General features: G+C 69.1%; 15 protein-coding genes. 10 read left to right on the forward strand and 5 right to left on the reverse strand.

Annotation, left to right across the window (positions count from 1 at the left end):
• The first annotated feature begins 82 nt into the window (after positions 1-82).
• Positions 83-1,027: a DUF1853 family protein gene (locus tag H610_RS0108890; protein ID WP_028239325.1), complete on the forward strand. Its 945-nt coding sequence runs from the start codon at positions 83-85 to the stop codon at positions 1,025-1,027.
• On the opposite strand, the gene H610_RS0108895 is transcribed toward H610_RS0108890, so the two are convergent.
• The 3 genes from H610_RS0108895 to H610_RS0108905 form a co-directional block, all read right to left on the reverse strand.
• Complete coding sequence (locus H610_RS0108895; RefSeq protein WP_028239326.1) at positions 1,024-1,953, reverse strand: 1-aminocyclopropane-1-carboxylate deaminase/D-cysteine desulfhydrase; 930 nt, start codon at positions 1,951-1,953, stop codon at positions 1,024-1,026. The genes H610_RS0108890 and H610_RS0108895 overlap by 4 nt on opposite strands.
• On the reverse strand, positions 1,954-3,312 hold the full coding sequence (locus tag H610_RS0108900) for a chromosome partitioning protein ParA (RefSeq protein ID WP_028239327.1): 1,359 nt from the start codon (positions 3,310-3,312) through the stop codon (positions 1,954-1,956).
• A gap of 264 nt (positions 3,313-3,576) precedes the next feature.
• Positions 3,577-5,607: an NADPH-dependent 2,4-dienoyl-CoA reductase gene (locus tag H610_RS0108905; RefSeq protein WP_028239328.1), complete on the reverse strand. Its 2,031-nt coding sequence runs from the start codon at positions 5,605-5,607 to the stop codon at positions 3,577-3,579.
• A gap of 222 nt (positions 5,608-5,829) precedes the next feature.
• On the opposite strand from H610_RS0108905, the gene H610_RS0108910 reads away from it, so the two are divergent.
• From H610_RS0108910 to H610_RS0108950, 9 genes are all read left to right on the forward strand, one after another.
• The gene (locus tag H610_RS0108910; RefSeq protein ID WP_028239329.1) at positions 5,830-6,825 is read left to right on the forward strand and encodes a carbon-nitrogen hydrolase; all 996 of its coding nucleotides are present in this window, start codon (positions 5,830-5,832) and stop codon (positions 6,823-6,825) included.
• On the forward strand, positions 6,822-7,862 hold the full coding sequence (locus H610_RS0108915; RefSeq protein WP_043238133.1) for an AraC family transcriptional regulator: 1,041 nt from the start codon (positions 6,822-6,824) through the stop codon (positions 7,860-7,862). Before H610_RS0108910 ends, H610_RS0108915 begins: the two co-directional genes overlap by 4 nt.
• 217 nt (positions 7,863-8,079) lie before the next feature.
• Positions 8,080-10,065 (forward strand): PhoX family protein, encoded by a 1,986-nt coding sequence (locus H610_RS0108920; protein ID WP_028239331.1) that lies wholly within the window; start codon positions 8,080-8,082, stop codon positions 10,063-10,065.
• 119 nt (positions 10,066-10,184) lie between these two features.
• On the forward strand, positions 10,185-11,417 hold the full coding sequence (chrA, locus tag H610_RS0108925; protein ID WP_051231628.1) for a chromate efflux transporter: 1,233 nt from the start codon (positions 10,185-10,187) through the stop codon (positions 11,415-11,417).
• Between the two features lie 353 nt (positions 11,418-11,770).
• A complete protein-coding gene (locus tag H610_RS0108930; RefSeq protein WP_028239333.1) occupies positions 11,771-12,895 on the forward strand; it encodes an NAD(P)/FAD-dependent oxidoreductase in 1,125 nt (374 codons plus the stop codon).
• Complete coding sequence (locus tag H610_RS0108935) at positions 12,879-14,546, forward strand: nucleoside recognition domain-containing protein (RefSeq protein ID WP_028239334.1); 1,668 nt, start codon at positions 12,879-12,881, stop codon at positions 14,544-14,546. The genes H610_RS0108930 and H610_RS0108935 overlap by 17 nt, the downstream gene beginning before the upstream one ends.
• A 25-nt stretch (positions 14,547-14,571) precedes the next feature.
• The gene (locus H610_RS0108940) at positions 14,572-14,811 is read left to right on the forward strand and encodes a hypothetical protein (protein WP_028239335.1); all 240 of its coding nucleotides are present in this window, start codon (positions 14,572-14,574) and stop codon (positions 14,809-14,811) included.
• 111 nt (positions 14,812-14,922) lie between these two features.
• Entirely contained in the window at positions 14,923-16,020 is a 1,098-nt protein-coding gene (locus tag H610_RS0108945) for a CobW family GTP-binding protein (protein ID WP_028239336.1), read from the forward strand.
• Between the two features lie 98 nt (positions 16,021-16,118).
• Positions 16,119-16,301, forward strand: coding sequence for a Trm112 family protein (locus tag H610_RS0108950; RefSeq protein ID WP_028239337.1), 183 nt, complete (start codon positions 16,119-16,121; stop codon positions 16,299-16,301).
• A gap of 61 nt (positions 16,302-16,362) precedes the next feature.
• Here H610_RS0108950 and thrS read toward each other — a convergent pair whose 3' ends face one another.
• Entirely contained in the window at positions 16,363-18,348 is a 1,986-nt protein-coding gene (gene thrS / locus H610_RS23640) for a threonine--tRNA ligase (protein WP_084166419.1), read from the reverse strand.
• Positions 18,349-18,364: 16 nt separating this feature from the next.
• Positions 18,365-19,702 (reverse strand): dihydroorotase, encoded by a 1,338-nt coding sequence (locus H610_RS0108960; RefSeq protein ID WP_028239338.1) that lies wholly within the window; start codon positions 19,700-19,702, stop codon positions 18,365-18,367.
• Positions 19,703-19,704 lie beyond the last annotated feature (2 nt).

The following is a 19,704-nucleotide window of genomic DNA, read 5'->3' on the forward strand; positions in this document are numbered from 1 at the left end:
TCCCGGAGGGGCTGGCGTGAGGTGCCCGGATTATGGGCGAAAGCGCCCGGCAGCGGCAAACCAGAGCGGCTATGCTCAGCCGATGACGCTCGAATTCGCCGAACTGCTGCATCGCCTCCGGCACCCGCGGGTGCGCGATCTCGCCTGGGTGCTGCTGGCCCCGCCGCTGCTGCTCGCGACGCCCGCGCCGCAGCGCCATCCCCTGCAGGAAAGCCGCTGGTACCGCCAGCCCGGGCTGCTGGCCGACTGGCTGCTGCACCAGGAACTCGACCCGGCGGCCCTGGAGAACTGGCTCGCGCGCGCCAGCAACCGGCGCCTGGGGCTGTATTACGAGCGCCTCTGGCAGTTCGCCCTGAGCCGCGCGCCGGACGTCGAGCTGCTTGCCGCCAACCTGCCGATCCGCCTGGGCGGCCAGACGCTCGGCGAGCTCGACCTCGTCCTGCGCGACCCGGCCGGCGTGCAGCACTGCGAGCTGGCGATCAAGTTCTACCTGCGGCGCGCCGGCGCCGACCCGCTGCGCCACGACAGCTGGGTCGGCCCCGGCGGCCGCGACCGCCTGGACCTCAAGCTCGCCCGGCTGCAGCAGCACCAGCTCGGGCTGTCCGCGACCGCCGAAGGCCTGGCCACGCTGCGCGAGCTGACCGAACACGACCTTGCCGCCAGCCTCTGGCTCGGCGGCTACCTGTTCGCGCCCTGGCCCGGCGATACAGGTGCGCCGGCCGGCGCGAATCCGACGCACCTGCGCGGCCGCTGGGTGCCCAGACGGGACTGGGGAACGGTGATCGCCGCCATGGACGGCCCCTGGCAGCCCCTGCCCCGCGCGGCCTGGCTGGCACCGGCACGTCTCGCGCCATCGCAGGCCTGGGATCGCAGGCAGTTGGATGAATGGCTGGCGAGCCTGCCCGAGACCTTCCAGCCGCAGTTGCTCGCCGGCCTGGCGCCTGGCCCGGACAACCACTGGCTGGAGCGCGAGCGCCTGTTTCTCGTGCCCGACGGCTGGCCCGACCTGGCGCCCGACCTGCTCTAGCGCAAAGCCCCAGCCTCGCCGGCGAGCGCCCGGCGCCCCTGCAGCCCGCCGGTGTGCACCACGATCAGCCGGGTACCCGCGGCGAAGCGCCCGCGGGCAATCTCCTCGCGCAGCGCCAGCAGTGCCTTGGCGGTGTAGACCGGCTCCAGCGGGATCCGCGCGGCCCGTTCGGTGTCCGCCATGAAGGCCAGCAGTTCGTCGTCCGCCCGACCGAAGCCGCGGCGCGCCGCCGGTACCAGCCGATACCCCTCATCGGGCCTGCCATGTTCGTCCAGCAGCCGTGCGACCTGTGCGCCGACGCCGTGCGTGACCGGCCCGGCCAGCGCGCCATATACCGGCCGCCGGCCGTCCTCGCCGATCACCAGCCCGGCCAGCGTGGTGCCGGTGCCGACGGCGAGCCACCAGCCGTGGTGATCGGGCCAGCCGAACCCGGGCAATTGCGCCTGCACCTGCGCCACCAGCGGCGCGCAACCCAGCGCCCCGGTCAGCCCACCGCCGCCTTCGGGCACGCAGGCGAATCCCGGATAGCGCCGTTGCCACACTCTCCAGAAGCCCGGCTGGTGCCGCGCACGATAACCGCCATAGCCGAGCCAGTGCAGGCGCATGCCGAAGGCTTCGAGGTCGGCCACGGTCGGCGTTGTCCTGGGCTCGCCGCGCAGCAGCCCGACGGTGGCGAAGCCGTGGCGCCGACCCGCCGCGGCCAGGGCATGCAGGTGATTGGAATGCGGGCCGCCGAGGCTGATCAGGCCGGGCGCGCCAGTCGCCTCGCGCTGACGGAGATAGCCGTGCAGCTTGTACCGCTTGTTGCCGGACAGCAGCGGGTCGACTTCGTCGAGGCGCAGCAGGCCGACTTCCACGCCTGCATCGTCCAGCCAGTCGAGGCGCAACGCCTGCAGCCGCGCCCGCGGGATGGGTTCTTCAGACACTCAACTGCCGGTCTTCAGCCGGTGGCCGGTCCGGTGGCGCGAGCAGCAATCCGATTCGCCGGGCACGAAGCGCGCCGGCGTGCCGACCCGGTCGATCGGCATGGCGCAGGGCTCGCCGCTCGGCAGGGTGGCGACGCAGAGCGGCCGCTCGTAGTGACGCAGCCACTGCCCGTACTGCTCGGGGGACACGTTGCACTTGGCGGCCGCATAGGCCTGCGGGTTCTGCGAGTAGGTGGCAAGGTCGCCGGGGGGAATGGTGAGGTGGCCGGCGCCGGGGTGGTAGGCGACGAACATCACCCCCTGCTTGGCCAGGCCCTGCAATGCCTGCTCTGCCGCCTGCACGGCGCGCTCCTCGGCCTCCTTCTTCAGGCGCTCGATGTCGGCCTGCAGCTGGCTGTCGAGTTCGTCGCGGTAGGCCAGCTCGACATCGCGGATGGAGATCTGCTCGCGGTAGCTCTCCACCGCGGCGGCGATCTTCGCCTGCATGCCCGCTTCCAGCTGCTGGCGCAGCGTATCGGCCTCGGCCTGGCTGTTGCGCTCCAAGGCGCGAACCTGGCGGGCGAGCTCCTCGCGCTGCTGCTGGAAGCGCTCGGCCTGGGTCGCGGTCTCGGCCTGCAGGCGGGCGTTGTGCAGTTCCAGCGCCTCGATCCGGGCGACCAGCCGGTCGATCTCGGCCTGCTGCAGCTGGCGCACCTGCTCCGCCGCTTCGCGCGCGGCGGCCAGCTCGGCTTCGTGCTCGCGGGCCAGGCTGTCGATCCGCAGACGCTGCTGCTTGATCAGCCGTGCCGCCTTCAGCCGCTGTTCGTGGTCCGGGCTCGTCGGCTGGGGGGCCGGCGCCTCCGGCGCGGCGGTGGGATACCACTTGTCTTCCGCCGCGACCTGCAGGCGGTCGGCCGGCACCGCCTTCGGGCCGTCCTCTTCCACCAGCAGTCCCAGGCTGTTGCGCCTGAGGGTGTCGCGCAACAGTTGCAGGTCGCTCACCCCCGCGGTCTGTTCCGGGTCCCACAGGTGCATCTGGTGCCAGGCCACCGGGCACTGGCTGCGGCAGGCCAGCCGGATCGGCCCGGCACCGAGGTCGGGACCACGGCCGGCACGCTCGGCGAGCTGGCGCAGGGGGATGTTCCAGCCCTCGTCGGCGGCGCCGTCCTCGGTGAAGTCCAGGTAGAAGAAGACCGCCGCACGGACCTGCAGCCGCGCGTCCACCAGCACGTAGGCGACGCGCATCTGCTGGTCGGCGAACTTGGGCATGCTCACCACTCCGTCGAGCAGGGCCTCGAACTCGGGGTACAGCATTTCCTTGCAGATGCCCCGTTCGTTGAAGAACAGTACGGCCTCGACCATCTGCGGTTTGTTCTGCATGAGCGGTGTCCTTCGGCAGCTCGCCGGGCGCGAGCCGGGGCATTGCCGGGGTGTGCGGCCGTGTGGCCGGCCGCGGGTTCATCACGGGCCTGGTGGCCTGTTCGGTCAGTTCAACCAACCGCACAGGCCGCTAGTCTAGGTGAAAAGCCGCGCCAGGCAGTGTGACTGGGTTGGCAGGCGTCCGGCGGCCGTTCCGACCGCCTGCGACCGGCTGCACAAAACCTCCCCGGCGCCGACGGACGGCTGTTCCGCCCCGAGGCCCGCTCAGAGCGCGGCGGCCAGGCGCGAACCCTGGTTGATCGCGCGCTTGGCATCGAGCTCGGCGGCCACGTCGGCGCCGCCGATCAGGTGCACCGCCAGACCGGCCGCCTCGAGGCCGGCCTGCAGCTCGCGCAGCGGCTCCTGGCCGGCGCAGACGATCACCGTGTCGACCGGCAGGACCTGCGGCTCGCCCTCGGCAACGCGGATGTGCAGCCCTTCGTCGTCGATCATCAGGTATTCGACCGAATTGAGCATGCGCACCTGCCTGTTCTTCAGCCCGGCGCGGTGGATCCAGCCGGTGGTCTTGCCCAGCCCGTTGCCGACCTTGGCCTTCTTGCGCTGCAGCAGGAACACCTCTCGCGCCGCCGCGCCCGGCTGCGGCTGGATACCGGCGACGCCGCCGCGCGCCTGCAGTTCGGGGTCGATGCCCCATTCGCGCCAGAAGGCTTCGCGGTCGAGGCTGGTGGCCGGCCCCGAGTGGGTGATCAGCTCGGCGACGTCGAAGCCGATGCCGCCGGCGCCGATGATCGCCACCCGCTGGCCGACCGGCCTGCGCCCGAGGATGGCATCCAGATAGCCGATCACCTTTGGATGGTCGATGCCCGGCAGCGCCGGCGTGCGCGGCCGCACACCAGTGGCCAGCAGCACCTCCTGGAAGCCGGCGTCCACCAGTTCCTGCACGCCGACGCGCCGGCCGAGGCGCAGCTCGACGCCGGCCTCGGCGAGCTTGTGGCGGAAGTAGCGCAGGGTTTCGTGGAACTCTTCCTTGCCGGGGATGCGCTTGGCAACGTTGAACTGCCCGCCGATCTCGTCCGCCGCCTCGAACAGGGTGACCCGGTGCCCGCGCTCGGCGGCCACGGTCGCCGCCGCCAGCCCCGCGGGGCCGGCACCGACCACGGCGATGCGACGCGGCTCGCGCACCGGCACGTAGTTCAGCTCGGTCTCGTAGCAGGCGCGCGGGTTGACCAGGCAGGTGGTCAGCTTGCCGCCGAAGGTATGGTCCAGGCAGGCCTGGTTGCAGCCGATGCAGGTATTGATCGCCTCGCTGCGCCCGGCGGCGGCCTTGTTGACGAACTCCGGGTCGGCGAGGAAGGGCCGCGCCATCGAAACCATGTCGGCGTCGCCCTCGGCCAGCACCCGCTCGGCCACCTCCGGGGTGTTGATGCGGTTGGTGGTGATCAGCGGGATCTTCACCTCGCCGCGCAGGCGCGCGGTGACCTTGGTGAAGGCCGCGCGCGGCACCTTGGTGGCGATGGTCGGGATGCGCGCCTCGTGCCAGCCGATGCCGGTGTTGATCAGGGTCGCGCCGGCCTGTTCCACCGCCCTGGCCAGGCGGACGATCTCCTCCCAGCTGCTGCCGCCCTCGACCAGATCGAGCATGGACAGGCGATAGATGACGATGAAGTCCGGGCCGACCGCCTCGCGCACCCGGCGCACGATCTCCACCGGCAGGCGCATGCGGTTCTCATAGCTGCCGCCCCAGCGATCGCTGCGGTGGTTGGTGTGCGCCACCAGGAACTGGTTGATGAAGTAGCCTTCCGAACCCATGATCTCGACGCCGTCGTATCCGGCTTCGCGGGCGAGCGCGGCGCAATTGACGAAATCGGCGATCTGCTTCTCGATGCCCTCTTCGTCCAGCTCGCGCGGAGTGAAGGGATTGATCGGCGCCTGGATGGCGCTGGCCCCGACCAGCTTGGGGTTGTAGGCGTAGCGGCCGGCATGCAGGATCTGCATGCAGATCAGGCCGCCCGCCTCGTGCACCGCCTGGGTGACCACCCGGTGCGCCTGCGCTTCCTCGGGGGTGCTCAGCTTGGCCCCGCCCATGCGCACCGCGCCCTCCTCGTTCGGCCCGACCCCGCCGGTCACCATCAGGCCGACGCCGCCGCGGGCGCGCTCGGCGAAATAGGCGGCCATGCGCTCGAAGCCGCCGGGCATCTCCTCCAGCCCGGTATGCATCGAGCCCATCAGCGTGCGGTTGCGCAGCGTGACGAAGCCCAGGTCCAGCGGCGCCAGCAGGTGCGGAAAGGTGGTCATCGAATCGTCCTCGTCAGGTCACGGAAGTGCCCGCACGGGTGGCCTCGCCCCCGGATGCGAGCCGCCGCGTCTCTTCGGCGCGGTCGAATGAGGCGACGATAGTGAGCGCGTCCGGTCGCCTCAATGATCGAAACTGACAACTTGATGATCGAACAGCACAGCCGCACTTGGCAGCCCAGCGCGCTTTGCCTAGGCTGTGTCGTCCCTTCGCTCGGCTCCGACATGCCCAATACGATTCGCCTGTTCGTCCTCGGCCTGATGGCGGCCTTCGCCCTGGCGCTGTACCTCGACTGGTCCGCCCGGCGCCCGCCCGTGGTGCTGCTCTCCGACCTGCGCCCAGCGACCGTGGTCAGCCACGGCGAGCCGAGCACGCGCGGCAACCTGCTCGGCATCGAGACCGCGCTCGCCCCGGCGGACTACCAGGCCCCCGAGCGCCTGAGCCGCAAGTTCGCCCACTACCTGGAGCAGGCGCGCGACGCCGGGCTGCTCAATTCCGCCACCGTCGTGGTGCTGCCCGAGCACGTCGGCACCGGCCTGTTCGCCGTCGGCGAGAAGCCGGAGGTGCTGCACGCCCGCACCCTGCGCGATGCGATGCAGTGGACGGCGCTGAGCAATCCCTGGGGCTACCTGCACGCCCTGTGGCGCAACCAGGCGCGCGACGACCGCCGCACCGAGGCCGTGCTGCGCATCAAGGCGCCGGAGATGGCGGCGTACTACCAGCACGTCTTCGGCGAGCTCGCCGCGCGCTTCGGCGTCACCCTGGTGGCCGGCTCGATCGTGCTGCCGGAACCACGCCTGGAGGCCGGCCGGCTACGGATCGGCAAGGGCCCGCTGCAACAGGTGAGCCTGGTCTTCGACCCGCGCGGCGAGGTTCTCGAACCGATCTGGTACAAGGACCGGCTGAGCCGCTACGAAGGGCGCTACAGCGCGCCCGGCCCGCTGCCGCCTGGCACCACGCCGACCGCCGCCGGCCGCCTCGCGGTGCGTCTGGGGTGCAGCGGCGCCCCCGCGCTGACGGCCGAAACGCCCGATCTGCTGGCGATACCGGGTGCACCTGCCGCCACCGAGCCCTGTCCGGTAACGCTCCCCGCCGGCTCGCGCATGGAGGTGCGCACCCTGGGGCTGCCGTGGAACCTGCTCGGCTCGCCGCGGCGGCCGTCCAGGAACGATCCCCGGCAGCCGGCGCGACTGGTCAACCACTGGCTGGCGGCGCCTTGAAGCACGAGCGCGTGCGCCTCGGCGATCTCTCGGTGGGCTTCGTCCACAGCCTCGCCGAAACGCTGCTGCGCCGCGGCCTCGATCCGCAGCCGCTGCTCGACAGCTACGGACTGGACGCCGCGCGCCTGGCCGAGCCCCAGGCACGGCTGTCGATTCCGCGCTACATGCGCCTCGGCCATGCGGCGATGCAGCTGGCGCGCGATCCGGCGCTGGGGCTCGACATGGGCCGCCTGCGCCGCCCGGCGCAGCTCGGCCTGGCCGGGGTGACCGCGGCCCAGGCGCCGACGGTGCGCGAGGCGGCGCGCACGCTGATCCGCTTCGAGCCGCTGTACGCCTCGAACTACCGCGGCCGCTCGAGCTTCCTCGAGGACAGCACCGGCGCCTGGCTGTGCTTCTATTCCATCAGCCCCTACAACGCCTACAACCGCTTCGTGGTCGATACCGTGCTGTCGAGCTGGGCCAGTCAGCTCGAGGCGATCGCCGGCGAGCCGCTGCGGCCCCTTCAAGTCGAGATCGAGTTCGCCCCCCCCGACTATGCCGAACGCTACGAGCCGGCGTTCGGCTGCCCGGTCGCCTTCGCCGCGCCGGGCAACCGCCTGCGCCTGGGGCAGGCCGACCTGGCCCGGCGCAACCCGGAACACTGCCCCGGCACCTGGCGCCACCTGCTGGCCCTGTGCGAGGCCGAGCTGGCGCAGCGCACCCGCACGCGCAGCCTCGGCGAACGCGTGACGCAGGTGCTCGGGCCGCTGCTCAAGGGCCAGGAGCCGGACCTGCAACAGGTCGCCGCGCGCCTGCAACTGCCGAGCTGGACGCTGCGGCGCAAGCTCGCCGAGGAAGGCACGCACTACCGGCGGCTGCTCAACGACACCCGTCGCGACCTGGCGATGGCCTACATCCGCGACACCGACCTGACCTTCGGCGAGATCGCCTGGCTGCTCGGCTTCAGCACCGCCGAAGCCTTCCAGCGCGCCTTCAAGCGCTGGACCGGCCTGACGCCCGGCGCCTGGCGCCGCGCGCAACGCACGCCGCCCTCCTGAGCATCGGCGGCCTTCGCACGGGGCGGCAGGCACGCATGCCGCCGGTCGGTTGGCAGGCTGCTGTAACCGTCGGGTCATGCGGCGCCGGCAAGGTCTTACCCGCACTACCACGCAGAACCGACTGATCACACGCACCGCATGACTGCGGGCGCGACCTCGGCGGTGGGCCGCTGTGCCGAGACGACGCCCTCATCTCCTGACCGTGAGAGCCGAAAAGATGACCGACAACGACAACGTCCTGTTTGGCAATGGCGACGAGCCCCTGAGCAACCGCTCGCCCAATCCGCACCTCAACGACATCATCGCGCACGACCGCCGCAGGCTGGTCGCCGGCGGCGCGGCGGCCGGCGTGCTGGCCTTTCTCGGCGTGCTGCCCGCGGTAGCGGGCGCCGCCGAGCCGCTGGCCAGGGGGCCGGGCAGCGCGCCGCTCAAGCGCAGCCGCGTGCCCTTCGCCGCGGTGCCCGTCTCCCGCGCCGACGAGGTGATCGTGCCCCAAGGCTACCGGGCCACGGCCTTCATTCCCTGGGGCACACCCATCACCGGGCGCTACCCGGCCTACCTGGAAGACGCCAGCAACAGCGCGCAGGACCAGGCCGAGCAGATCGGCATGCACCACGACGGCATGCACTTCTTCCCGATCGACGCCCAGCGCGGTGGGCGCCGCAGCGACCATGGCCTGCTGGTGCTCAACCACGAGTACATCGACGCTCCGCTGCTGCATCCGAACGGCCCGACCGTCTCCGGCAACCGGCGGGTGAGCGCCGAAGAGGTGCGCAAGGAAATCAACGCACACGGGGTTTCGGTAGTGGAGATCCGCCGCGAGGTCCGCGGCGACTGGGCAGTGATGCCCTCCTCGCTCAACCGCCGCATCACCGGCGCCACGACGATGGAAATGGCCGGCCCGGTTCGCGGCCACGCCCTGCTGCGCACCCGCTACAGCCCGGACGGCACCCGTACCCGCGGGACGCTGAACAACTGCTCCCACGGCGTCACGCCCTGGGGCACCTACCTGACCTGCGAGGAAAACTGGGCCGGATACTTCGCCTCGCGCGACCCGGAGCCGCCCCGCGAGCTGGCGCGCTACGGCGTCGGCAGTGCGGGCCGCTATGGCTGGGAGACGCTGCCTGGCGACGAATTCCGGCGCTTCGACGCCACCCGCAGCGCCCAGGAGCCGACCGCCGACTACCGCAACGAGCCGAACACCTTCGGCTGGATCGTCGAGATCGACCCCTTCGATCCCGCTTCCACCCCGGTCAAGCGGACCGCGCTGGGCCGCTTCGCCCACGAGGGCGTGGTCTTCGCCCCGACCCGCGCCGGCCGCCCGGTGGTCTGCTACTCCGGCGACGACTCGCAGAACGAGTACATCTACAAATTCGTCAGCCGCGACACCTTCCACCCGCGCCGCAGCGACGGCCGCCTGCTGGACGCCGGCACGCTCTACGTCGCGCGCTTCAACGCCGACGGCAGCGGCGAATGGCTGGCGCTGGACATCGCCGACCCGGCCTTCCAGCAGGCCTGCGCCGCGGCCGGCGTGGCCTTCGCGGACCAGGGCGAGGTGCTGATCAATACGCGCCTGGCCGCCGACGTCATCGGCGCCACCAAGATGGATCGCCCGGAGTGGGGCGCCGTGCACCCGGACACCGGCGAGGTCTACTTCACCCTCACCAACAACGCCGCGCGCACCACCGCCGACGAGCCGAACCCGCGTGCACCGAACCCCTACGGGCACATCATCCGCTGGCGCGAGGCGAGCGCCGACCACAGCGGCACCCGCTTCACCTGGGACCTCTACCTGCTCGCCGGCCCGCAGGACGACAGCCGCGATCCGCGCGGGCGGCCGCTGGACGAGCACAACATCTGCGCCAGCCCGGACGGCCTCTGGTTCGACGACGAGGGTCGCCTGTGGATCCAGACCGACATGAGCGGCAGCCAGCTGAGCGCGGGGCCGTTCGGCAACAACCAGATGCTGGTGTCGGACCCGAACAGCGGCGAGACCAGGCGTTTCCTCACCGGCCCCCGGGTCGCCGAGGTGACCGGCATCACCGCCACGCCGGATTTCCGTACGCTGTTCGTCAACATCCAGCACCCTGGCGAAGGCAGCACGCCGACCGAGTTCAGCAGCCACTGGCCGGACGGCGCGGGCCGGCGGCCGCGCTCGGCCACGGTGGTGGTGACCCGGGAGGACGGGCGACGCCTGATGTAACCTTTCGCGTGGTGAAGAAGCCGGTCGCTCGACCGGCTTCTTTCGTGGCGCAGTACGCGTCATCCTTCGGTTATCAAGCATCCGTACAGTTTGCCGGTTCCTCGAATCGAGAGCCCTTCATGTCCGAACCGACCACCGATACCGACGCAGCCCCGCTGCAACGGCACGAAGGTGCCTGGCCCATCTTCCTCATCTTCCTCAGGCTCGGGCTGACCTCGTTTGGCGGCCCCATCGCGCACCTGGGCTATTTCCGCGAGGAATTCGTCGCCCGGCGCAAATGGCTGGCGGAAAGGAGCTATGCCGACCTGGTCGCGCTCTGCCAGTTCCTGCCGGGCCCTGCGAGCAGCCAGGTGGGCATGGCGTTGGGGCTCGCGCGCGGCGGCTACCCCGGCCTGCTAGCCGCCTGGGCCGGTTTCACCCTGCCCTCGGCGATCGCCCTGATCCTCTGCGCGCTCGGCCTCTCGACCTGGGGCGAGGCGATGCCCGCCGGGCTGCTGCAGGGACTGAAGGTGGTCGCCGTGGCGGTGGTCGCCCAGGCGGTGTGGGGCATGGCGCGCAGCCTGTGCCCGGACAGCCTGCGCGTGACCCTGATGGCGGCCGCCGCCTGCTTCGTGCTGGCCGTGCCGAGCGCGCTCGGGCAGGTCGCGGTCATCCTGCTGGCCGCCCTGATCGGCCTCGTGCTGTTCAGGCCCGAGCCGGGCGCCGCGACCGACGCCCTGCCGGTCAGGACCGGGCGCCGGCGCGCGCTGCTGTGGCTGGCGCTTTTCGCGGTCCTGCTATTCGGCCTGCCGCTCCTGGCCGAAGCGCTGGGGTGGCGCTCCCTGGCGCTGGTCGATGCCTTCTACCGCGCCGGCGCACTGGTATTCGGCGGCGGACACGTCGTCCTGCCGCTGCTCCAGGCCGAAGTGGTGCCGACCGGCTGGGTCGGGGAAGAGGCCTTCCTCGCCGGCTACGGGCTGACCCAGGCCGTGCCCGGCCCGCTGTTCACCTTCGCCGCCTTCCTCGGCGCCGCCATGCGCGACGGGCCGAGCGGCTGGCTCGGCGGGCTGCTGTGCCTGGTGGCGATCTTCCTGCCATCGTTCCTGCTGGTGGTCGGCGCCCTGCCGTTCTGGGAGCGGCTGCGTCGCAACGCCAGGACGCAGGCGGCGCTGATGGGAGTCAACGCCGCCGTGGTCGGCATCCTGCTTGCCGCGCTCTACCACCCGGTGTGGACCAGCGGCATCCGCGCCCCGCAGGACTTCGCCCTGGCGCTGCTGGCACTGGTCGCGCTGATGTTCTGGAAGCTGCCGCCCTGGCTGGTGGTGGCGGCGTGCGGATTGTCGGGATGGATGCTCGACGCGCTCTGGCCGTAGCGGGCGGTCGGATCAGCCCCACCTAGACGCCTCCAAGGGCGCCGCGGCACGGGTCGAACAGTCCAGCGTGCGGAAGATGCCGGAGAATCGCGGCAGCCGAGCGTGTGGTAGGTAGCTTTCCAGGCGGTCCGTTCGCGAGCAAGCTCGCTTCTACCAGAAGCGCACCCGCCAGCCGACGGGTGTCGCCTGCTGGAGCTGGCTCTGCCTGCGCCCGCTGCAATACGTGACGGCGAATGCTGTTCTTCAAAAGGAGCTGCAACGAACGTAATGTTATTATATAACAAAAACAACAGAGTCCTTCCTAGCCGTTGTGATGCCAGCCACCTACCTCACGCCAAGGTAAGAATCCGCTTATGAAACCAACGCTGGATGTAGCCATCGTCGGCGCAAGCGCCGCCGGTATCGGTCTCGGCCTGATGCTGCAGGCCATAGGTGTCGAGCGCTTTGCCCTGCTGGAGCGGCATGAGGTGGGTGCCTCGTTCCGCCGCTGGCCGCGGGAAACCCGCTTTATCACCCCCTCGTTCTATGGCAATCCGTTCGGCCTGCCGGACCTGAACGCGGTATCCCCCGCCAGTTCGCCGGCCATCACCTGTGGTAGCGAACATCCTTCCGGCGAGGCCTATGCGCGTTATCTCGAGCTTCTTGCACAGACGCATGAGCTGCCCCTGATCACCGGGTGTGCGGTACGCACGATGACCCCGTTGCCCGGTGGCGGATTCGAAATCGTCACCGACCAGGGCACGGGAACAGCGAGCCATGTCGTCTGGGCCACCGGCGAATACCAGTTCCCTGACCTCGCGCCCTTCCCGGGAGCCGAACTGTGCCGGCATTACGCCCAGGTGGAGTCCTGGCGCGCGTTCGCCGGCGAGGAGCGCTCTGTGATCGGTGGCTATGAAAGCGGCGTCGACGCGGCCATTCAGCTGGTCCGCCAGGGCTGTCGCGTCCGCCTGTTGGCGCGCAGGTCGACCTGGGATGCCGACGGCCCGCTGGATCCCAGCCTCTCGTTGTCCCCCTATACCCGGGAGCGTCTGGAGCAGGCTCTGGAATCGGGCCGACTGGAAGTGGTGTTCGGCGCCGACGTCATCGCCGTGGAGAAAGAAGAAGGGCGTCATCTGATTCGGGCGGCCGACGGTCGAGCCTGGCTCACCGATCGAGCGCCTGTCCTGGCCACCGGATTTCTAGGTGGTGGTGGCGCTCGCCAGATCGAGGCGCTGTTCGACTGGAACGAGGCCGGCATGCCTCTGCTTTCCGAGCATGACGAATCGACCCGTACACCAGGCCTGTTCCTTGCCGGGCCGCAGGTGCGGCACGACGCGCGGATCTTCTGCTTCATCTACAAGTTTCGCCAGCGCTTCTCCCTGATCGGAGCCACGCTCGCCGAGCGCCTGGGTTTGCAGCCTTCCATACCGTCCGACCAGGCCTGGTGGATGTTCGAAAGCGTCGATCCGGCCTGTTGCGCCAATGATTGCGACTGCTGAATACCGGGCGCCGGTTCGCTCGATCGTGTTCATCGGGCTGGAGAACGTCGGCAAGTCGGCACTGTTCCGTAACCTGGCGCGTGCCCGCTGTGGCGACGAGAGCAACTTTCGCGGCTCGACGGTGAATTGCCGCCGGCAATGGCTGGACGAGTTGCGGGGCGAACTGGTGGACACGCCCGGCATCCGGGTGCGCAGCGACAGCGAGACCACCCGTCTCGCGCTCGCCCAGTTGACCGCCGCCGACAGGCTGGTCCTGGTGGTGCGCGCAACCGATGCCTGGCGGGAGCTGCAGATACTGCTGAGCGCCCTGCCGCCCCTCCAGCAACCCCTGTGCATCCTGTGCACCTTCGCCGACAAGTTGCCCGATCCGCCGGACGAGCCAGCGCATGTCTGTCGACGCGTACTGGGCGTGCCCTGCCTGTCGGTGAACGCCCGGCATCTGGACGAGCTGACGCGCCAGCGCCTGCTCGAGGCCATCGAACGGTCCGCCTGCCTTCCGCTCAACGCCAGGCAACTGCTGGAAGAGGCCTGCCCCGCCCAGGCTTGCGGAGCGCCTCCTGCGACGACGCCATTCGAGCACCGTCTTGCAGGCCCCGTGCTGGCCCTGGCCTGCCTGGGATTGCTGTTCGCCGTGCCGGTCTACCTGGCCTTCCAGCTTTCCGACTGGCTGCAGCCCTGGCTGGACCTCGGGCTGATACAGCCGTCGAAGGCCATGCTCGAAGGATCTCCCGAGCTGCTACAGCACCTGCTGGTGGGAAGCTACGGCGTTTTCAGCCTTGGCTGGTACTCCTTCGTCTGGGCTTTCCCCGTCGTCATGCTGGTCAGCCTGTCCGTCGCCCTGTGCGAGGAAAGCGGCCTGAAGGATCGCATCACCACGGCCCTTGACCCCTGGCTGCGCCGGATCGGCCTCAGCGGCCAGGACCTGATCCCCGTGCTCACGGGCTTCGGTTGCAACGTGGTCGCCGTTTTCCAGAGCCGTGGCTGCTCAGCCTGCTCGCGGCGCGCCTGTCTCGGCGCCATTGCCTTCGGCTCGGCCTGCAGCTACCAGATAGGCGCCACACTGTCGCTGTTCAACGCCAGCGGACATCCCGCACTGTTCCTGCCGTACATCATGCTGCTGGCGGTGGTCGCCGCGCTGCACACGCGCCTGTGGAACGGCCGGCTCGAGCCGGCTGCCGCCACGCCCCTGAGCGAGCGGGCCTTCCTCCAGATACCCTCTTCCCGCGCAGTGCTCTGGCGGCTGCGCAGCAGCGTGCGGCAGTTCCTCTGGCAGGCGATGCCGATCTTCCTCGCCATCTGCCTGCTCGCCTCCCTGCTCGACTGGCTGGACCTTCTCGGTTGGTTGAGCCGGCTCATCGCACCGGCGATGCAAGCGCTTCGGCTACCCGCGGAAATGGCCCCGGGCCTGATCTTCTCGCTGCTGCGCAAAGACGGCCTGCTGGTGCTCAACTTCGATGACGGACAGCCACTCGCCCTGCTCTCCCCCGGCCAGGTGTTCCTGCTCGCCTGGCTGGCCTCGACCTTAAGCGCCTGCCTGGTGACCCTCTGGGCGATCGGGCGGGAAATCGGCATCCGCTTCGCCGTCACGCTCGCTGCCCGCCAGGCCGCCAGCTCGCTGGCGGTGGCGACGGTGCTCACCTCGATGCTTTGAAAAGCCGCAGATCCGGAGCGCGCCCATGAACGACACTCCCGCCATTCCAGACAGCTACTCCGCCTGGCGCCACTGCATCACGGTGGAATGCGGCATCCCGTTGACCGCCGACTTCATCCAGCGGCGCCTCGCGATACTGAGCAATCCCGAGGAATACGAAACCCAGCGTTTCACGCAAGTGCATGGCGCCGCGCATCTGCAGGCCGTACTGGCCTGGTTCCAGAGGGCGGCCAGGGACGTGCAGGCAGGCGACCCCGCCGCCTGACCGAGTCGCCCGTGCCGGCGAGCTTGGCCAGGCCACGGTTCATCGCCACCGCGCAGGCGGTCGGCTGCATCCAGCGTTTCGAAAGACAAAAAAGTATTGGAAGGAGATGAGATGAGCTTTGCTACCAGCCGCCCCCTGATCCCGGTCACGCTTCTCACGGGTTTCCTTGGCAGCGGCAAGACCACGCTGCTCAACAACCTCGTGCGCCAGCCCGAACTGGCTGATGCCCTGGTCATCATCAACGAATTCGGCGAGATGCCGCTGGACCACGCCCTGGTCGCGCACAGCACCGAGAACCTGGTGATGGAAATGAGCAGCGGCTGCCTGTGCTGCACCATCCGCGGCGATCTGGTGAAGACGTTGCAGGACATCACCTGGCGCTTTTCGCGCCAAGGACACCGACAGTTCCGCCGTGTGGTGATCGAGACCACAGGACTGGCCGATCCGGCCCCGATCGTTCATACCCTGATGACGCACCCGTCGATCGCCTCCCGTTATCGGCTCGACGGCATCGTCACCACTCTTGACCTGGCGACGGGGCTGCACAGCCTGGAACGCCACACCGAAGCGCTGAAACAGGCCGCGATGGCCGATTGCCTGCTGCTGACCAAAGCGGACTTGGCGAGCACTGAACAGCGCACCGAGCTGCTCCGTCGGCTCGACGGAATCAACCCCGCGGCCCCGCGCTGGATGATCAGCCACGGCGAGGCGAGCGCGTCGAAGATACTCGAGCTGGGGCTGTTTTCGACCGAGGGCAAGATGCCCGACGTCAAGCGCTGGCTGCGCGAAGAGGCCTATGCATCGCAACGCGCGAACGCCCATGACCATGACCATGACCATGACCATGACCATGACCATGACCATGACGCTCATCATCACGCACACGAGCATGACGTCAATCGCCACGACGATCAGGTTCGGGCGTTCTGCTTTTCCATCGACCGGCCGATATCGGAAGACCTGTTGGCGTCCTGGCTGGAACTGTTGATGAGCTTCGTCGGCAGCGACATCCTGCGCGTAAAGGGCATTCTGAACGTCGAGGGCAACGAACAGCCGATCGTCATCCACGGCGTCCAGCACATCTTCCATCCGCCCGCGAGACTGCCGGCCTGGCCGGACGAGGATCGCCGGTCACGACTGGTTTTCATCACCCGGAACGTCGGACGGGACGTGATCGAAAGAACCTTCCAGGTACTGCGCCCCCGATAAGCTCGACCACTGCGCGCCCCGGCAGGCATGAGACAAGACACCGCCGCATGCCTCCACGAACGGGGCGGTGCCTCCCGGAACGCTACTGAGACAGCCCCATGGACCCGAAACTGCTCGACCTGCTCGTCTGCCCCATCACCCATGGTCCCCTGCGGCTGAACGAAGCCGGCACCGAACTGATCAGCAAGCAGGCCGGCCTGGCCTTTCCCATTCGAGACGGCATTGCGGTCATGCTCGAGAGCGAAGCCCGCACCCTGACGTCAGACGAACGCGCATCATAGCCAGCGCGCACGGGACCGCGGCCTGGCCGGCGCCCGTGCGCCCCTGGAGAGGCCAATCCCTTCAGGTGAAGGCTTCAGGAACGCACGCCCGAGAGGCATCAGCCGTCGGTGCTGGCAGGGCATCTCCTGCTTTCCGGCTCGCCGGGACCCGGGCCTCGTCGCACAAGCGCTCGATCAGCCGAGCCAGCGGCAAAGGCCCCAGGTCCTGGCCGCCACGGCTGCGCAAGGCCACCGTTCGCTCGCTCTTTTCCCTGTCCCCGACCACCAGCAGGTACGGAACCTTCTGCAGGGTGTACTCGCGAATCTTGTAACCGACCTTCTCGTTGCGCAGATCGGCCGCGGCGCGAATTCCGGCATGCTTGAGGCAGCCGGCGACTTCGCGTGCGTAGTCATCCTGCGCCTCGCTGATAGTGAGTACGACCGCCTGCAGGGGAGCCAGCCACAGCGGGAAGGCGCCGCTGTACTGCTCGATGAGGATGCCGATGAAGCGCTCCAGCGAGCCGAACAGGGCACGATGCAACATGACCGGGCGCTGCCGCCCGCCCTGCTCGTCGACATAATGGATATCGAAGCGCTCCGGCAGGTTGAGGTCGACCTGGAGGGTTCCGCACTGCCAGTCCCGGCCGATGGCATCGCGCAGCACGAACTCGAGCTTGGGCCCGTAGAACGCGCCTTCCCCGGCATTGACCCGGTACTCGATGCCGATGCGTTGCAGAGCGCCGGACAGGGCGCCCTCGAGCATGTCCCAGGTTTCGTCGCTGCCGATGCGATGGGCCGGCCGGGTGGATAGCTTGACGGCCACCTCCTCGAAGCCGAAATCGCGGTAGATGGCGAACACCAGGGCGATGGTGTCGGCGCACTCCTGCTCCATCTGTTCCGCGGTGCAGAAGATGTGCGCGTCGTCCTGGGTGAAATGCCGCACGCGCAAAAGCCCATGCAATGCGCCGGACGGCTCGTAGCGGTGCACCTTGCCGAACTCGGCCATGCGCAGCGGCAGGTCGCGGTAGCTCTTCAGGCCGCGCGCATAGAGCGACACCGCGCCGGGACAGTTCATCGGCTTGAGGGCGAACACCCTGTCGTCCTCGGTGCGGGTGGTGAACATGTTTTCCCGATAGTTGAACCAGTGCCCCGAGGTTTCCCACAGGCTGCGGTCCATCACGTCCGGCGTGTTGACCTCGACGTAGCCGACGGCCTCCTGGCGTCGGCGCATGTAGCCGATCAGGGTCTGGAACAGCGTCCAGCCCCTGGGATGCCAGAACACCGAACCCGGCGCGGCTTCGTCGAAATGGAACAGGTCGAGCTGGGCACCCAGCTTGCGGTGATCGCGCTTCTCCGCTTCTTCGATGCGCTGCAGGTAGGCGGACAGCTGCTTCCTGTCGGCCCAGGCCGTGCCGTAGACCCGCTGCAGCTGCTCGTTCCGCGAGTCGCCCCGCCAGTAGGCCCCGGACAGCCTGGTCAGGCGGAAGGCCTTGAGGAAGCGCGTGTTCGGCACGTGCGGCCCACGGCACATGTCGATGTACTCCTCATGGAAGTACAGGCCCACCACCTGCTCGCCAGGCATGTCCTCGATCAGGCGCAGCTTGTAATCCTCGCCACGGGCACGAAAGATGGCGGCCGCCTCGGCGCGCGGCGTCATGCTCTTGATGATGTCGTAGTCCTTGTCGATCAACTCGCGCATGCGTTGTTCGATGGCCGCCAGATCGTATGGCGTGAAGGGCCGCTCGTAGGCGATGTCGTAATAGAAGCCGTCCTCTATCACCGGTCCGATGACCATTTTCGCGGTCGGGTACAACTGTTTTACCGCGTGCCCCACCAGGTGCGCGCAGGAATGGCGAATGATCTCCACGCCTTCCGGGTCCCTGGGAGTGATGATCTGCAGGATCGCATCCCGCTCGATCAGGTCGCCGGCATCGACCAGCCGGCCATCGACCTTGCCGGCCAGCGTGGCCTTCGCGAGCCCGGTGCCGATATCGGCGGCGACTTGCTGGACGGAAACGGGCTGCGGATATTGGCGCAGGGTTCCGTCGGGGAGACTGATGCGAATCATCGGATGTCCTGTGTAGTCAACGGTGGAAACTCAGGGGCAGGCCCTGGCAGTCGTCGTGGATGCGACCCTGGTGCCAGGCCAGTTGGCCGGACACCAGCGTGGTACGAACCGCGTGGCGGAAGCGGCGCCCCCGGAAAGGCGTCCAGCCGCAGTGGGCCAGCACGGGCTCCTCGTCGACCGGCCGCGCTGCCGCCAGGCGCTCCACCAGGACCAGGTCGGCCCAGTAGCCCTCGCGCAGGTAACCCCGCTCGCGGATGCCGAACAGCTCGGCGACCGCATGGCTGGTCTTGCGTACCAGGTGCGGCAGCGTCAGCGCGCCGTCCTCCATAAGCTCCAGGAGCGCTGGCAACGCATGCTGGACCAGGGGCAGCCCCGATGGCGCCCTGGCATAGGGCTGGCGCTTTTCGTCGAGTGCATGCGGGGCATGGTCGGTGCCGATCACATCGATGCGGTCGCAACGCAGCGCCTGGCGAAGGGCATCGCGGTCGGCACGGGTCTTGATAGCCGGATTGCATTTGATCAAGTGACCGAGCTCGGCATAGTCGCCGTCGTCGAACAACAGATGGTGGACGCAGGCCTCCGCGGTGATGCGCTTGCCGGCTACCGGCCCCGGCGCGAAGAGCGACAGCTCGCGTGCCGTGGTCAGGTGCAGCACGTGCAGCCGGGTGCCATGGCGCCTGGCCAACTCGACCGCCAGCCTGGAAGACCGGTAGCAGGCCTCGGCATCGCGGATCAGCGGATGCGCCGACGGCGGGATGTGATCGCCGTGACGTGCACGCAGGCGCGCCTCGTTCTCGAGGATGCTGGGGGTGTGTTCGCAGTGGGCGAGCAGAATGGTCGGCACGCAGCGGAACAGCCGCTCCAGCACCTCGGGATCGTCGACCAGCATGTCGCCCGTCGAAGCGCCCATGAACACCTTCACCCCGGCGACCTCGCGAGGATCGAGCGCAGCGACGATGTCGAGGTTGTCGCGGCTGACACCGAAGTGGAAGGCGTAGTTGGCCCGTGCGCTCGCCGCTGCCCGGCGCCTCTTGTCGGCGAGCGCCTCCAGGGTCAGGGTCGGCGGAGCGGTGTTGGGCATGTCCATGAAGCTGGTGATGCCGCCGGCCACCGCCGCCCGCGATTCGCTGGCAATGCAGCCCTTGTGGGGCGCGCCCGGCTCGCGGAAGTGCACCTGGTCGTCGATCATTCCCGGCAACAGCCATTGCCCGGCGGCATCGATCTCGAGCCGCGCCTGGACACCTTCGATGCCGCCGGCGATCTTCTCGATGCGCCCATGGGCCACCAGCACGTCGCCCTCGAATTCACGCCCCTCGTTCACCAGCCGGGCGTTGCGGATGAGCACGTCGGACATGG

This window comes from Stutzerimonas azotifigens DSM 17556, assembly GCF_000425625.1.
Taxonomy (GTDB): Bacteria; Pseudomonadota; Gammaproteobacteria; order Pseudomonadales; family Pseudomonadaceae; genus Stutzerimonas; species Stutzerimonas azotifigens.

What these genes read in the sequence shown, in the direction of transcription:
- H610_RS0108930 (WP_028239333.1), top strand. Translation starts at nt 11,771, where the DNA reads ATGAAACCAACGCTGGATGTAGCCATCGTCGGCGCAAGCGCCGCCGGT.
- H610_RS0108950 (WP_028239337.1), top strand. Translation starts at nt 16,119, where the DNA reads ATGGACCCGAAACTGCTCGACCTGCTCGTCTGCCCCATCACCCATGGT.
- chrA (WP_051231628.1), top strand. Translation starts at nt 10,185, where the DNA reads ATGTCCGAACCGACCACCGATACCGACGCAGCCCCGCTGCAACGGCAC.
- H610_RS0108910 (WP_028239329.1), top strand. Translation starts at nt 5,830, where the DNA reads ATGCCCAATACGATTCGCCTGTTCGTCCTCGGCCTGATGGCGGCCTTC.
- H610_RS0108935 (WP_028239334.1), top strand. Translation starts at nt 12,879, where the DNA reads ATGATTGCGACTGCTGAATACCGGGCGCCGGTTCGCTCGATCGTGTTC.
- H610_RS0108890 (WP_028239325.1), top strand. Translation starts at nt 83, where the DNA reads ATGACGCTCGAATTCGCCGAACTGCTGCATCGCCTCCGGCACCCGCGG.
- H610_RS0108940 (WP_028239335.1), top strand. Translation starts at nt 14,572, where the DNA reads ATGAACGACACTCCCGCCATTCCAGACAGCTACTCCGCCTGGCGCCAC.
- H610_RS0108960 (WP_028239338.1), bottom strand. Translation starts at nt 19,702, where the DNA reads ATGTCCGACGTGCTCATCCGCAACGCCCGGCTGGTGAACGAGGGGCGT.
- H610_RS0108945 (WP_028239336.1), top strand. Translation starts at nt 14,923, where the DNA reads ATGAGCTTTGCTACCAGCCGCCCCCTGATCCCGGTCACGCTTCTCACG.
- H610_RS0108920 (WP_028239331.1), top strand. Translation starts at nt 8,080, where the DNA reads ATGACCGACAACGACAACGTCCTGTTTGGCAATGGCGACGAGCCCCTG.
- H610_RS0108900 (WP_028239327.1), bottom strand. Translation starts at nt 3,312, where the DNA reads ATGCAGAACAAACCGCAGATGGTCGAGGCCGTACTGTTCTTCAACGAA.
- thrS (WP_084166419.1), bottom strand. Translation starts at nt 18,348, where the DNA reads ATGATTCGCATCAGTCTCCCCGACGGAACCCTGCGCCAATATCCGCAG.
- H610_RS0108905 (WP_028239328.1), bottom strand. Translation starts at nt 5,607, where the DNA reads ATGACCACCTTTCCGCACCTGCTGGCGCCGCTGGACCTGGGCTTCGTC.